17 protein-coding genes are annotated in these 12114 nt (G+C 63.3%); 8 read left to right on the forward strand and 9 right to left on the reverse strand.

The window, feature by feature from the left end; translation table 11 throughout:
* A partial coding sequence (locus EN935_RS07930; protein WP_206534502.1) for a 3-keto-5-aminohexanoate cleavage protein occupies positions 1 to 201 on the reverse strand: 201 nt, incomplete at its 3' end.
* 197 nt (positions 202 to 398) lie between these two features.
* Here EN935_RS07930 and EN935_RS07935 point away from each other — a divergent pair.
* Positions 399 to 593 (forward strand): hypothetical protein, encoded by a 195-nt coding sequence (locus EN935_RS07935; protein ID WP_164548734.1) that lies wholly within the window; start codon positions 399 to 401, stop codon positions 591 to 593.
* A 59-nt stretch (positions 594 to 652) separates the two neighbouring features.
* On the opposite strand, the gene EN935_RS07940 is transcribed toward EN935_RS07935, so the two are convergent.
* Both EN935_RS07940 and EN935_RS07945 read right to left on the reverse strand, forming a co-directional pair.
* The gene (locus EN935_RS07940) at positions 653 to 2749 is read right to left on the reverse strand and encodes an EAL domain-containing protein (RefSeq protein ID WP_127263491.1); all 2097 of its coding nucleotides are present in this window, start codon (positions 2747 to 2749) and stop codon (positions 653 to 655) included.
* A gap of 107 nt (positions 2750 to 2856) precedes the next feature.
* Entirely contained in the window at positions 2857 to 3201 is a 345-nt protein-coding gene (locus EN935_RS07945) for a hypothetical protein (RefSeq protein WP_127263493.1), read from the reverse strand.
* 186 nt (positions 3202 to 3387) lie between these two features.
* Between EN935_RS07945 and EN935_RS07950 the strand changes: the two genes are divergently transcribed.
* Both EN935_RS07950 and EN935_RS07955 read left to right on the forward strand, forming a co-directional pair.
* On the forward strand, positions 3388 to 3837 hold the full coding sequence (locus EN935_RS07950) for an ester cyclase (RefSeq protein ID WP_127263495.1): 450 nt from the start codon (positions 3388 to 3390) through the stop codon (positions 3835 to 3837).
* Between the two features lie 295 nt (positions 3838 to 4132).
* Complete coding sequence (locus EN935_RS07955; RefSeq protein ID WP_127263497.1) at positions 4133 to 5203, forward strand: phosphatase PAP2 family protein; 1071 nt, start codon at positions 4133 to 4135, stop codon at positions 5201 to 5203.
* Positions 5204 to 5358: 155 nt separating this feature from the next.
* Here EN935_RS07955 and EN935_RS07960 read toward each other — a convergent pair whose 3' ends face one another.
* Both EN935_RS07960 and EN935_RS07965 read right to left on the reverse strand, forming a co-directional pair.
* Positions 5359 to 5913, reverse strand: coding sequence for a hypothetical protein (locus EN935_RS07960; RefSeq protein ID WP_245468758.1), 555 nt, complete (start codon positions 5911 to 5913; stop codon positions 5359 to 5361).
* Between the two features lie 115 nt (positions 5914 to 6028).
* Complete coding sequence (locus EN935_RS07965) at positions 6029 to 6355, reverse strand: DUF1330 domain-containing protein (protein ID WP_109660810.1); 327 nt, start codon at positions 6353 to 6355, stop codon at positions 6029 to 6031.
* A 176-nt stretch (positions 6356 to 6531) separates the two neighbouring features.
* Here EN935_RS07965 and EN935_RS07970 point away from each other — a divergent pair, with 176 nt between their 5' ends.
* The gene (locus EN935_RS07970) at positions 6532 to 7224 is read left to right on the forward strand and encodes a helix-turn-helix domain-containing protein (protein ID WP_109660808.1); all 693 of its coding nucleotides are present in this window, start codon (positions 6532 to 6534) and stop codon (positions 7222 to 7224) included.
* 32 nt (positions 7225 to 7256) lie between these two features.
* Here EN935_RS07970 and EN935_RS07975 read toward each other — a convergent pair whose 3' ends face one another.
* Positions 7257 to 7655, reverse strand: coding sequence for a type II toxin-antitoxin system HigA family antitoxin (locus EN935_RS07975; RefSeq protein WP_109660806.1), 399 nt, complete (start codon positions 7653 to 7655; stop codon positions 7257 to 7259).
* Positions 7655 to 7951: a type II toxin-antitoxin system HigB family toxin gene (locus EN935_RS07980; protein ID WP_109660804.1), complete on the reverse strand. Its 297-nt coding sequence runs from the start codon at positions 7949 to 7951 to the stop codon at positions 7655 to 7657. The genes EN935_RS07975 and EN935_RS07980 overlap by 1 nt, the downstream gene beginning before the upstream one ends.
* A 130-nt stretch (positions 7952 to 8081) precedes the next feature.
* On the opposite strand from EN935_RS07980, the gene ada reads away from it, so the two are divergent.
* The 4 genes from ada to EN935_RS08000 all read left to right on the forward strand — a co-directional run bounded on the left by ada (position 8082) and on the right by EN935_RS08000 (position 10815).
* Complete coding sequence (ada, locus tag EN935_RS07985) at positions 8082 to 9194, forward strand: bifunctional DNA-binding transcriptional regulator/O6-methylguanine-DNA methyltransferase Ada (protein ID WP_127263501.1); 1113 nt, start codon at positions 8082 to 8084, stop codon at positions 9192 to 9194.
* Positions 9195 to 9206: 12 nt separating this feature from the next.
* On the forward strand, positions 9207 to 9428 hold the full coding sequence (locus EN935_RS07990; protein ID WP_109660800.1) for a hypothetical protein: 222 nt from the start codon (positions 9207 to 9209) through the stop codon (positions 9426 to 9428).
* Positions 9429 to 9541: 113 nt separating this feature from the next.
* The gene (locus tag EN935_RS07995) at positions 9542 to 10075 is read left to right on the forward strand and encodes a methylated-DNA--[protein]-cysteine S-methyltransferase (protein WP_245488891.1); all 534 of its coding nucleotides are present in this window, start codon (positions 9542 to 9544) and stop codon (positions 10073 to 10075) included.
* A complete protein-coding gene (locus EN935_RS08000; protein WP_109660796.1) occupies positions 10072 to 10815 on the forward strand; it encodes a 2OG-Fe(II) oxygenase in 744 nt (247 codons plus the stop codon). The genes EN935_RS07995 and EN935_RS08000 overlap by 4 nt, the downstream gene beginning before the upstream one ends.
* Before the next feature lie 3 nt (positions 10816 to 10818).
* Here the strand turns inward: EN935_RS08000 and EN935_RS08005 are convergent, their stop codons facing one another.
* Positions 10819 to 11772, reverse strand: a complete 954-nt coding sequence (locus EN935_RS08005; protein ID WP_127263503.1) for a sigma-70 family RNA polymerase sigma factor — start codon at positions 11770 to 11772, stop codon at positions 10819 to 10821.
* Between the two features lie 88 nt (positions 11773 to 11860).
* Positions 11861 to 12114: alpha/beta hydrolase (locus EN935_RS08010; protein WP_164771044.1), on the reverse strand; the 254-nt coding region annotated here is incomplete at its 5' end.

Genomic DNA, 12114 nt, shown 5'->3' on the forward strand with positions numbered 1-12114 from the left:
GGCCTGGCGTACCGCCCGCACGGTAGCACTGACGGCGGCCAGGCTTTCGCGCCCATCCGCGCCGCGCGGGTGGATGTGCAGTTCGGCGGCACCCGCGGTGACGCAGGCGGCGGCATCGCTGGCCATCGTCTCGGCGGCCAGCGGCAACTGGGGATGAAAATCGCGCGAACGTGCGCCGTTGATGCAGGCCTGGACGATCATCGGTCTCACCTCCGACAGGGAGGCACAGTCTAGCCGCGCGGCACGGCATGGCAAAGAGTTGGGCCGCGTCTCTCCTGACAGCGCATCACTGCCGTACCTTCCTTCTGTGGCATTTGAATAAAAGCCGCATGTGGATATTTACCCGGCGTTCCCTCGCCTCCGGCAAGGTATTTTAGGGTGGGATAATGGAGAGACCATTGACCAGCGATTTTTCAGCCGCCCGCATCCACCTCGAACGCGCCTATCACTATCTGCAAGGCAATGACGAGACGAGCCGCACGGCCTGTGACGCCCTCGATCTGTTGATCGAAACAGTGGCGGAAGCGCAGCACAGGCCATCCGATTCTGGAGTGCTGGAGTTTCCGCAATCAACGGCGCGGCGAACCGGATAGAACATGTTGAGATTCAGGTCAGGCCAACCGGCCCGGCCTGAATCTCGATACATCCGGAATCACGATGCCTTACGGGCCGTCTCTGCCCCTGCCGCGCGCACGACAATTTGCTCCAGCGGCTCCGGCCGGTGCAGCAAAAACCCCTGGCCGAAGGCGACGCCCATGTCGCTCAACATCGCCAGCGTGTCCTGCCGTTCGATCTTCTCGCCGACCACGTCGCAGCCGAGGCTGCGGGCGATGCTGGTGATGGCCAGCACGATCTCGCGGTCGAAGCGGCTTTGCGTGATGTGCTCGATGAAGGAACCGTCGATCTTGATCGTGTCGACGGGAAAGCGCCTGAGATACTCGAACGAGCTCATGCCGGCGCCGAAATCGTCGAGGCTGACCCGGCAGTGCCGCTCGCGCGCCTTGCGCACGAATTGTTCGGCGGCGTCGAAATTGGTGACCGCGGCGGTTTCGGTGATCTCGAAGCCGATGCCCGAATGCGGCGCCCCGGTCTCTTCGATGACACTGTCGACGAAGTCCCACAGCTGCGGATCGCTCAGCGTCTGCGCCGACAGGTTGAAGCCGAGCGTCAATGCACCCGAGCGCAAGGCAGCACCATGCCGCGACAGCGCGGTGCGGATGATCCAGCGGTCGAGCCGCGACGCGATACCAAAGCGCTCGGCCACCGGAATGAACTCGCCAGGCGGCACCAGCCGGCCGTTGCGTGCGACGAGCCTGGCCAGCACTTCGACATGGCGGCTTTCCTGCCAGGGCCGGCCCAGCAGATGGATTTCCTGGCCGAACAGTTTCAGCCGCCCGTCTTCCATGGCATCGACGGTGTCGGCGGCGACACGCGCCGCGTTCAGCCCGCCGGAACCCGATGCCGTCTCGGTGGAGAAGACGGCAAAACGGTTGCGCCCGGCGGCCTTGGCTGCGTAGCAGGCGTCGTCGGCGCAGGCCAGCGCGTCAGCCACCGTCGTGTTGGCGTCATCAACGAAGGCGATGCCGATCGAAGCCGCCAGCTTGCGTGTCGACGCGGCCGCGCCGAGATCGGCCTCGCGCACCGCGCCAAGCACCGCAGCGGCGATCCTCTCGGCCTGTGCGGCATCGCAATGCGGCACCAGCAGCGCGAATTCGTCGCCACCCAGCCGCGCCGCGTGTGCTGCCGGCGGCAGGCAGGCGCGGATGCCGGCGGCAACGCTCTTCAGCGCCAGGTCGCCGGCAGCGTGGCCGGCAAAATCGTTGAGCGCCTTGAAGTAATCAAGATCGACATAGAACACAGCCAGCGGCGCACCCGCCGCGATATGGTCAGCGAGCAGCCGATCGAAGGCGGAGCGATTGTACAGGCCGGTCAGCGCATCGTGACGGGCGGCATAGGCTAGCTCCTGCTCACGCAGTTTTTCCTCGGTGATGTCGCGCACCGTGCCAAGAACCTGGCCAGCCGCACCGGCAATGGCGATAAAGCGCACCAGAGATTCGACATGGCGTATCTCGCCGTCGCGCTTGATGATGCGGTATTGCGAAGCGGTAACTCGGTCCGAGCCGGGTGTCGGCAAATGCGCCTGCTCGGTGACTTCCCTGTCGTCGGGGTGCAGGAAAGTATGCCATAGGTCGGCGGTTACCTCGTCGGTATCGGCGACGAGGCCGAATATGTCTCTGGTGCGGGAGTCCCAATAGCTCTTGTTGGTGGCGATGTCGTAGTGCCAGATGCCGGTGCCACTGGCGGCGAGTGCCAGCCGGAAGCGCACATTGACCTGCTCGAGCTCGGCTTCGGCGGCCTTCTGCTTGGTGATGTCGGTCTGCACGCCCATCAGCCTGAGCGGCTTTCCGGAAGCGTCACGCTCGACGATGCCGCCGCGATCGAGCACCCACACCCAGTGGCCCTGCTTGTGCTTCAGCCTGAGCTCGGTCTCGATGGCATCCGTCTGTCCGGCAATGTGGCGGTCGCCGCTGGCCAGCGCCCGTTCGCGATCATCGGGATGGGTCAGCTGCAGCCACAGGTCGCTGGCGTTGGCAAGTTCGCCTTCATCATAGCCCAGCATCCGCGCCCAGGTCGCGGAATAGAAGCAGTCGCCGGTCGCAAGATCCCAATCCCAGACGCCAAGATGGGCGCGTTCCAGGGCCTTCGCCCAGAACGTTCCATTGCGATTTTTCTTGTCCTGACGCGCCATCGTCTGTTTCGCTCATTCCCCCGCCACGCGGCAATCTGCAGCAAAACCAGAGAAGAAACAGTTACCGTTGGAAGGCCGGCCGAGAGTGGCGACCCGGCATTGCCAGATTATGGGCAGCCCGGCCTGTAGAGTTCACCATCAAGTACCATGGGCTCTCCGACAAAACCGATGCTGAATCTTTCGTCGTCGGTACTGCCGATGACGAAACGCGGCGCCTCGCCCGGACGCGCGCTCTCGTAGCGAAGCCGTTGGTTGAAGCCATCGCTTCGCGACCAGCTCATTTCATGCGGCAAGCCCGGCCCGTCATCGACTATGACCTTCCAGCCCGGATGATTTTCACTCATGTAGCACTGCCCGGCAACGGCCGGGGCAGGTAAAAGCAACAGGAGGGCGAGCGCCGTTTTCATCGACAGCTTTCTGGAGGCAAAGTGTTGCAAAATGCTGAGCGGCACTTGAACCGCTGCTTGGTCACGGTGTTCACCGCTCGCTTCCGGCGCGAGTCGGATAGCCTAGGTCCTGTCGCCTTTCGATTGGCCGGCAAGAACCGGAGTTTTGCACCCGCCTGATCGTCCTACTGCTTGCTCCAGGTCACCGGCCAATCCGGTGATCTCTCCGTGCAAACACAAGAGGACCTCCCAATGACCAAGCAAGAAGACAACAAGGCCGTCGTCGTTAGATGGTTCACCGACTTCTGGGGTGAAACCTGCGATCTGTCCGTCGTCGACGACATCGCAGCACCCGACATGCTGCTGAAATACTCGCTGCACGAGCCGCGCCGCGGCCGCGACGACATCAAGGCCTTCATGACCGACTTCCGCAACGCCTTCCCGGACCTCAACTTCTGGGCCACGGCCGACCTGATTGCCGAGGGCGACTATGTCGTCGGCCAGTGGGAGGGCGGCGGCACGCATACCGGCCCCGCCTTCGGCGATTTCCTCGCCGGCTCGCTGCCGGCTGCCACCGGCCGCACCATGCGCTTTACCGGCACCACTGTGCTGAAGGTGGTCAACGGCAGGATCGTCGAGGAGATCGGGCTCGATGACGGCGTCGCCGCCCTCACCCAGCTCGGCCTGATCAAAGCCGCCTGATCGAGCCGCATGATGGAAAGGGGCCATCGCCACCAGGCGATGGCCCTCCCTCTCTCAATCGTAGCCGAAACCCGACGACAGGCAGCCTGTAACCGTTGAAAGCCTCGAAAGGCGACGAATGATGCCTGCGCGTAACCGCGTAGCATTTTCGTAAACAGATCATTGCCAACAAATAATGAATTATACCTATCTAATATTTAATACTCTACTTTGGAACAGGTGTAACTGAATGGTAATACATCATCTGCGAAATACCCCATAACAATCTTCTGGGCAGCTGGCGGGATGTCCTTCCATGAGTGAGCACACCGGTCAGCGCGGCGACAATCGCCGCCCAGCTGCAATCCTTGACCTGGACATCGCGACAACCAGGAGCGGCTGGTTGCTGGTTGCCTTGTGTCTGACCTATGCCTTGACCGCTCTTTGCCTGCAGCCGGATCGCTACCTGCATCTGGCGCAATCCTATGCCGAGCCGTTCGCCTTCTTCCTGCCCACGCTTCTGGCGGCTGGCCTTGGTGTGGCGGGGCTGGCATTTGCCCGACATACCCCGACGAGGTTCATCCTCGACATACTCGGGCAGCGTTGGCTGACAGCCGCGCCCGTTATCCTTCTGTTCTTTCTCGGCGTCACCGCCTTCACCACCTTGAAGGTCGCCATCCCGGACACGGTGCCGTTCTACGCCGACCGTGCCCTGGCGGAGCTTGATCTTCGGCTGCATGGCGTCGATCCCTGGACATGGACGCACAGCGTGGTTCCCGGACCGGTCTCGGCCGTCATTTTCGCCGGCTATGGATATGGCTGGCTCGTGCAATGGTTCGGCACGGTGCTCTTCGTCGCCTTCTGGAACAATCCGGTCAGCCGCTTGCGCTATCTGTGGGCGTTCGCGCTGACCACGATCCTGTGCGGCACCGTACTTGCGACCCTGCTGTCGTCCACCGGCCCGATATTCCACGACCAGTTCTACGGCGGTGACCGGTTTGCCGCGCTGCGAACCGCCCTGGCGCAGAATAGCTACGCCGCGTCGGTCCATGTCTATGCCGACTATCTGCTTGCAGCCTACCAGAGTGGCCGCCCGGAACTGGGCGGCGGCATCTCCGCCATGCCAAGCATGCATGTCGCCATCGCCACGCTCAACGCACTCTTCCTGGCCGGATTCGGCCGCCGGTGGGCAATCGCCGGCTGGTCCTTCGCAACCTTCATCCTGTTCAGCTCGGTTTACACCGGCTGGCACTATGCCGTGGATGGCTATCTCTCGATCCTTGTCGTGTCCCTGCTCTGGTATGTGACGGGACGCTTCGTCTTGCCGCAAGCGAGCCGGGATACCATCAGCGAGGTGGGATTGGCGATTCCAGATCAAGCGGCATGATGACCGTATCCTTCTGACGCCGCGAGGAGCGGCAGCGGCACACACACCGGCCTGGCCTTCAACGATTGTCTCGCCCAAAGCGGGGCGCTAGGCGGGAGCGTTCCGACTGACTCGGGAGAATGCCAGGCGGCATTGGCGCCGCCTGGCTTCATTGCTTACTGGCTCGGCGCCATCGCGTGCTCACATGACACTTTCGGGTTCATGTCGGCGAAAGTGCCGGTCGGGTTGCCCTTCCAGGCCCAGACATGCAGTTCGTAAAACTCACCCAGGCCGTAGCGGTTGGGCGCGCTGTTGAAATTGAACAGCTGTCCGTCCAGCGACGCCGGCCCCTTCGAGGTAATGTATTCGACCGCCACCAGTTGCAGCGTGCCGTCAGCCATCGGCTCGTACATCACCGCTTCAGGCCGGGCGATATCGATCTTGTCGTCCTTCAGATACTGGCCGTTGACATAGTGGATGCCCATGGCGCCGCCGGTGATGCCGCTGGCGCACGGAATCGGCGCATAGCCCTCTGATATAGCGGCCTTGACGTTGAGAAACCGGCTGTTGGCGGCCCGCACCTTGTCGGCCAGCGGATTGGGGCCGGACGCCGGCGCGGCCGCTTCCTGATGCGCCTGTGCGAAGGTGGTGCAGACAGCCAGCATGGCCCCGGCCATGACAAACCTGTAGTGAAAATTTGGCCGGTTGTGAAAGTTCGATAGCATCTTCATTCCATTCTTCTTGAAAAAGCCCAGCTGGCCGGCCGCCGAAAATACGGAGGCCCGGCAGGCAAGCGCTGTGGCTGTTGTTGCTTGGAGATCCCGAAAACGATGCCAGGGATGCCGGTCATCCCTTCGGCAGATACGGGATCGTTCCGGCCAGATCGGTGTTGTCGATCATCTGGAAACGGCTGTCGCTGCCGCCCTGACGGGCCGAAACGAAGGGCGCATAGGCCGGATCGCTGGTGAAGGCGCGGGCCGCCGCTTCTGACGGGAACGCCATCAGGGCGATCAGCGTGGTGTCGAGCGGCTTGCCTTCGAGCGTCTTCACATTGCCGCTGCGCGACAGATACCTGCCGCCATGCTTGTGGACGAGGTCGTGCACCGAGGCGGCATAGGCCGGCACCCACTGCGGGTCGTTTATCTTGATGTCTGCGATAACGTAAGCGGTCATGATAGTCTCCTGGTTGCGGTGCACAAGGTATCCCGTGCAACCGGCCAAAGGGCTCGCATGGCAGGGCCCTAGCCAACCAGTCCGCGATCTGTACTGGGGCAGTACAGTTTCCGTACTGGCCGCTTCATTCATGAAGGCCTAATGTTCGGCCCAGTTTCGAGGGAGGGACACAGATCATGACCCAGCACGGATACAAACAGTTCTGCCCGCTATCGATGGCCGCCGAGGTGCTGTGCACCCGCTGGACGATGGTGCTGATGCGTGAATTGGTGGCGGGTTCGACCCGCTTCAACGACCTGCGCCGCGGCGTCCCCAAAATGTCGCCGACCCTTCTGTCGCAACGGCTGAAGGAACTTGAACTGGCCGGCATCGTCGAGCGCAAGGAAGTGCCGGGCGAAAAAGGGATATTCGAATATCGGCTGACGGAAGCCGGCCGGGATTTGCGCCCGGTCGTCGAGGCAATGGGCTTCTGGGGGCAGAAATGGGTCGAGTCCCGACTGTCGCTGAAGAACCTCGATCCGTCGCTGCTGATGTGGGACATGCGGCGCAACTTAAACCCCTCGCCGCTGCCCGAGGGGCGCACGGTGATACAATTCCTGTATCAGGAGCTACCGGCGTCCAAACGGTCGTGGTGGCTCATCGTCGAGAAGCACGGCGAGGTCGATCTGTGCTGGTACGATCCGGGCTTCGATGTCGACCTTTACGTCTCGACCGACCTGCACACGATGACGGCGATCTGGATGGGATTGCTGACCGTCGAGAAGGCCGGCGCGAAGGTTGCCCTGACCGGCGACCAGGCCATCGGCAGGAAGATGCAGACATGGCTCGGGCTCAGCCCGTTCGCGGTGGAACCCAAGCGCGCGGCTTAGGAACGAGGGTATCAGGCACCACGGGCGACGGCTTAGGCGCGCTTGCGGCCCCTGTCATTTGCAAGGTGATAGGGTTGCACGAGGACTTCGGCAGGAATGTTCCATTCCTTGTTCAGTTTGAAGACCATATCCAGGGTAAGCGCCCGCTTTCTGTTCAGCACCTCGGTCGCCCGGGGCGATGATCCGATCACCTCGGCCAGCGCCTTTCGCGACAGGTTGAACAGTTCCATGTGCGAATGAATGGCTTCAACGGGATCCGGTGCTTCGATCGGATAGTGCTTGTCCTCATAAGCCTCGATCAGAGTTGCGAGAACGTCGAAACGGTCACCTTCGAGAGAGCCGACCTCCGGCTCATTCTCGAAATATTTAGTGATTTCGGCGATCGCCCAATCGTAATCGGCTTCGGTCTTAATGGGTCGAATGTTCTCCATCACACCTTCTCCGGATCAATCTTGTCATACTCTTTGTGCGTCCCGACGAATTTGATCAGAACACGGTGAAACTTGTAGGCGACGTGGACAATCAGGCGGTACTTGTTGCCGCCGATGTCGAAAATGATGCGATTGTCGCCGACGAAATCAACGGTCGCTCCAAACGCATCTTTAACGTCAGCCGGGGTCTTCCAATCAGCATTGCCTACAGCCACATACCAAGCCGTCAAAGGAGCTTCGGCCTGATTGTGTTTGGCCCAAAAGTCCTTCAGCGCCTTCTTGGCAATTATCTGCATGACCTGATATAGCAAATTCCCAAATCGGGAACAAGAGTGTTTTCCCAAATTGGGAAAGGCAGATTTGCACTTTCCTGACGCTTGTCAGGAAACGGGTGGCGAGGCCGGCTTTTGGCGGCTTCAATGCGGCATGTTCATCACTCTGGCCAAGGATCTTCACCCCGCGCCGCTGCAAGTCGCCGACGATCCGCGCTGGGCGCGCATCGTTGCGCGCGACAAATCGGCCGACGGCGAATTCTGGTATTCGGTGGCAACGACCGGCGTCTATTGCCGGCCTTCCTGCCCGTCGCGGCGCGCCAACCCCAGGAATGTGCAGCTGCACGGCACGCTCGATCAGGCCAGGGCAACCGGCTTTCGCCCGTGCCGGCGCTGCAACCCGGATGGCCCATCGCTCGACGCCGGCAACGCCGCAATGGTCGCCGCGGCATGCCGCAGGATCGAGCAGAGCGAGGAAGAACCGTCGCTGGCTGAACTGGCTGATGACGCCGGCCGCAGCGCCGGTTATTTCCACCGAATCTTCAAGGCCGTCACCGGGCTGACGCCGAAGGACTATGCCGCCGCCCACCGCGCCGCCAGGGTCCGCCGGGGCCTGGAAGACGGCGCCAGCGTCACGACGGCGATCTACGATGCCGGCTTCAATTCGAGCGGGCGTTTTTACGAGAAATCCACCTTCATGCTCGGCATGACGCCGACGCGCTATCGCGCCGGTGGCGCCCATGAGGAGATCCGCTTCGCCGTCGGCGAATCCTCGCTCGGCGCCATCCTGGTCGCGTCCAGCCAAAAAGGCGTCGCCTCGATCCTGCTCGGCGACGATCCCGACGCGCTGGTGCGCGACCTGCAGGACCGTTTCCCCAAGGCACGGCTGATCGGCTGCGACCGCGACTATGAGGCGCTGGTCGCCCGCGTCGTCGGTTTCGTGGAAGCGCCGGCGCTCGGTCTCGACCTGCCGCTCGACGTCCGCGGCACCGCCTTCCAGCAGCGCGTCTGGCAGGCATTGCGCGACATCCCCGTCGGCCACACGGTTTCCTATGCCGAGATCGCGCAGCGCATCGGCGCGCCGAAGGCGACCCGCGCCATCGCCGCCGCCTGCGCCGCCAACAGCCTTGCCGTCGCCATTCCCTGCCATCGCGTGATCCGCAAAGACGGCGCCCTGTCCGGCTACACCTGGGGCGCGGAGCGCAAACGCGCGCTGCTCGACCGCGAGGCGGCGTCCGGCCATGCCAACCGGTCAATGCGGGCCTGACGAGGACCGGCAATGCGCGCGATGGCAAGGTCTCCCGATGCGACCACCCAGACCCAAGCTGCCGGCCGCCGGCGCGCCCCTGACGCGAAATCACGGGTGATGACCGCCATCGGCCGGATGGTCGATGACGGCAAAGCCGAGTGGAGCTTGATCACGAGCGGCGACATCGAGTTGCGCCTGTCGACTGGCGAGGTGTTCCTGCTTGGAGAGTTCGATGTCACCCGCGTGGCATGAGCACCTACCTTTTCGAATTTGAAAGCAAGCATCGGAGTGAGCGCGATAAGCCGTCTCTGTAGGGTTCAGGCACAGACAAAGGAGTGAAGGCAATGAACCTCATGCGAACTCAAATGACCGCAGCGGCGACCGTCCACAATGCCCTGGACACCATCGCCTACGCCATCGGCGAATCCCCGATTGGCAACATCCTGGCGGCGCGCAGCGATATCGGCGTCTGCGCCATCCTGATCGGCTCGGACGCCGAGGCGCTGGAGCAGGACCTTGGCGACCGCTTCCCCGGCAAGGCGCTGGTCGAGGACAAAACAACGCTGCGCAACGATCTCGCGGCAATCGCGCGCTTCATCGAGACGCCCAGCGTCGGCCTCGACCTGCCGCTCGACATGCGCCACGGCACGCCGTTCCAGCAACAGGTTTGGGCCGCGCTGCGCACCATCCCGTGCGGCGCCACCATCACCTACACCGCTCTGGCCCGGCGTCTCGGCCAACCGAACGGCACCCGTGCCGTGGCGACCGCCTGTGCGGCCAACGCGATTGCGCTCGGCATTCCCTGCCACCGCGTTGTCCGCGCCGACGGCACGCTGTCGGGCTATCGCTGGGGCGTCGAGCGCAAGCGCGCTCTGCTTAACAAGGAGGCTGCGATATGAACGCCCATACCAAGGTTGCCGCATCGGTGGTCGAAGCTGCCGAGACACGCATTGCCGGTTACGACTGGCCGGCCCTTGCCACCGAACTCGACGGCTTCGGATGCGCGGTAATTGAAAAGCTGCTGTCGCCCGAAGAGTGCCGGCAGATCGCCGGCCTCTACCCTCAGGAGCAGCATTTCCGCAGTCACATCCACATGGCCAGGCACGGCTTCGGCAAGGGCGAATATCGCTATTTCCGCTATCCCTTGCCTGACCTCATCGGCGGGTTGCGCAGCGCGCTTTATCCCAGGCTGGCCGCGGTCGCCAACCGGTGGAACGAGCGTATGGCGATCGCCATGCGCTATCCCGCCACGCATGCGGCGTTTCTTGACCAGTGCCATAGCGCCGGCCAGACGCGGCCGACACCGCTTCTGCTGCAATATGTGCCTGGCGACTTCAACTGCCTGCACCAGGACCTCTATGGCGACCTCGCCTTCCCGCTGCAGGTGGCGATCCTGCTCTCCGAGCCGGGCCAGGATTTCACCGGCGGCGAGTTCGCGCTGACCGAGCAGCGCCCGCGCATGCAGAGCCGCGTCGAAGTGGTGCCATTGCGCCAGGGCGACGCCGTGGCCTTCGCCGTCCACAACCGGCCGGTGCAGGGAACCAGAGGCAACTACCGCGTCAACCTGCGCCACGGCGTCAGCCGCTTGCGCTCAGGCATGCGCCACACCGTCGGTATCATTTTTCATGATGCGAAGTGAGGGTTACGGAGGAGAGGCACTTCGTCCTACGTCGGCAAAGACCATCTCCAGGATCCACGGACACGCATAATAGTCGGCGATGCGGTCGATGACGCCGCCATCGGCATGGATCCGCACCAGATACGCAGGCAGCCATTCCTCGCTATGCCGCCTGTCGAGGACCAGCACGATCTCCCCTTCGATCACGCCTGGCCGCATGCGCCAAGGCAGCTCGCTGCGCTCATATTCGATGAAGTAGGGCGAGCCTGACAGCAGGCCGTTGTAGCAATCCGAGACCCGCAGCCGCGCATCGGCACTGGTCAGCGCCCGCACCCCGTCCCAGTCTCGCTTGTTGAACAATTCGACATAGCGGCCGAGCAGCCGCGCCAGTTCGGGGTCGTGTGCGGGTGCCGCGCCCGGTTGCGCCGGCAAGGCGGCGAGCTTGGCACGCCCACGATTGAGCGCCGACTTGACGCCACCTGATGTCGAGCCGACCAGCTCGGCGATCTCCTCAAGCGAATGGTCGAAGACATCCTTGAGCAGCACGCAGGCGCGCTCCTTCGGCGGCAGGTGCACGACCAGCCGCTCGATGGCGCGGCCGGCGCCGGGACCGGCGGGCTCGACAGGCAGCACGATGTCGTCGCTGGCAAAGCCGGCCTCGGCCCGCTGTCGCGCCTGGCGGTTGCGGATAAAGTCGATGCAGCGGTTGTGGGCGATGCGGAACAGCCAGGGCCGCAGCGCCTGCGCATCGTCGAGCCGTTCGATCTTGCGATAGGCCTCGAACAGCGCCTCCTGCATGATGTCCTCGCCATCGAGGGCCGAACCGATCATGCGCGCGCAGTAACGGTGCAGCTTGATACGCAGATGCGAAACCGTCCCCAGGAACGCGGCATAGCGCCGGTCGAACAGGCCCTCGGGGTCGAGGCGCGGCTGCATGCCTTGCCTCGTTTCACGGGATTTGCGGATCTGCTGGTTCATCGCGGCACGTCGGTCAGCGTCGCCGCAGCATCGCGCAGGCGCGGCACATCCACAAGCACGAATCGCGATACGACCAGCCGGCGCATACTCACGCCGCTTTGTCGCCGGCGGCCTTGTCACGGGTGGCCGGCAAGCCCAGTTTCGGCCGCACCCAGGTGGCGAAGCGGCCGATCGCGTCGTCGGCTTCCGGCGCCCGGCCGGCCATCATCTGGAAGGAATGCAGCATGCCCTCGAAGACGTCGAGCCGTGTCTCGACCCCGGCCTGCCTGGCGCGCTCGGCGAACATGCGGCTTTCGTCGACCAGCGTCTCGTCGGCGCCGGCTTGCAGGAACACGGGCGGAA

The sequence above is a fragment of the Mesorhizobium sp. M7D.F.Ca.US.004.03.1.1 genome, from assembly GCF_003998635.1.
Classification (GTDB): domain Bacteria; phylum Pseudomonadota; class Alphaproteobacteria; order Rhizobiales; family Rhizobiaceae; genus Mesorhizobium; species Mesorhizobium loti.

Coding starts and splice junctions, on each gene's coding strand:
- EN935_RS07955 (WP_127263497.1), top strand. CDS start 4,133: ATGAGTGAGCACACCGGTCAGCGCGGCGACAATCGCCGCCCAGCTGCA.
- ada (WP_127263501.1), top strand. CDS start 8,082: ATGTTCATCACTCTGGCCAAGGATCTTCACCCCGCGCCGCTGCAAGTC.
- EN935_RS07940 (WP_127263491.1), bottom strand. CDS start 2,749: ATGGCGCGTCAGGACAAGAAAAATCGCAATGGAACGTTCTGGGCGAAG.
- EN935_RS07980 (WP_109660804.1), bottom strand. CDS start 7,951: ATGCAGATAATTGCCAAGAAGGCGCTGAAGGACTTTTGGGCCAAACAC.
- EN935_RS07990 (WP_109660800.1), top strand. CDS start 9,207: ATGCGCGCGATGGCAAGGTCTCCCGATGCGACCACCCAGACCCAAGCT.
- EN935_RS08005 (WP_127263503.1), bottom strand. CDS start 11,772: ATGAACCAGCAGATCCGCAAATCCCGTGAAACGAGGCAAGGCATGCAG.
- EN935_RS07960 (WP_245468758.1), bottom strand. CDS start 5,913: ATGAAGATGCTATCGAACTTTCACAACCGGCCAAATTTTCACTACAGG.
- EN935_RS07950 (WP_127263495.1), top strand. CDS start 3,388: ATGACCAAGCAAGAAGACAACAAGGCCGTCGTCGTTAGATGGTTCACC.
- EN935_RS07965 (WP_109660810.1), bottom strand. CDS start 6,355: ATGACCGCTTACGTTATCGCAGACATCAAGATAAACGACCCGCAGTGG.
- EN935_RS07975 (WP_109660806.1), bottom strand. CDS start 7,655: ATGGAGAACATTCGACCCATTAAGACCGAAGCCGATTACGATTGGGCG.
- EN935_RS07970 (WP_109660808.1), top strand. CDS start 6,532: ATGACCCAGCACGGATACAAACAGTTCTGCCCGCTATCGATGGCCGCC.
- EN935_RS07995 (WP_245488891.1), top strand. CDS start 9,542: ATGACCGCAGCGGCGACCGTCCACAATGCCCTGGACACCATCGCCTAC.
- EN935_RS08000 (WP_109660796.1), top strand. CDS start 10,072: ATGAACGCCCATACCAAGGTTGCCGCATCGGTGGTCGAAGCTGCCGAG.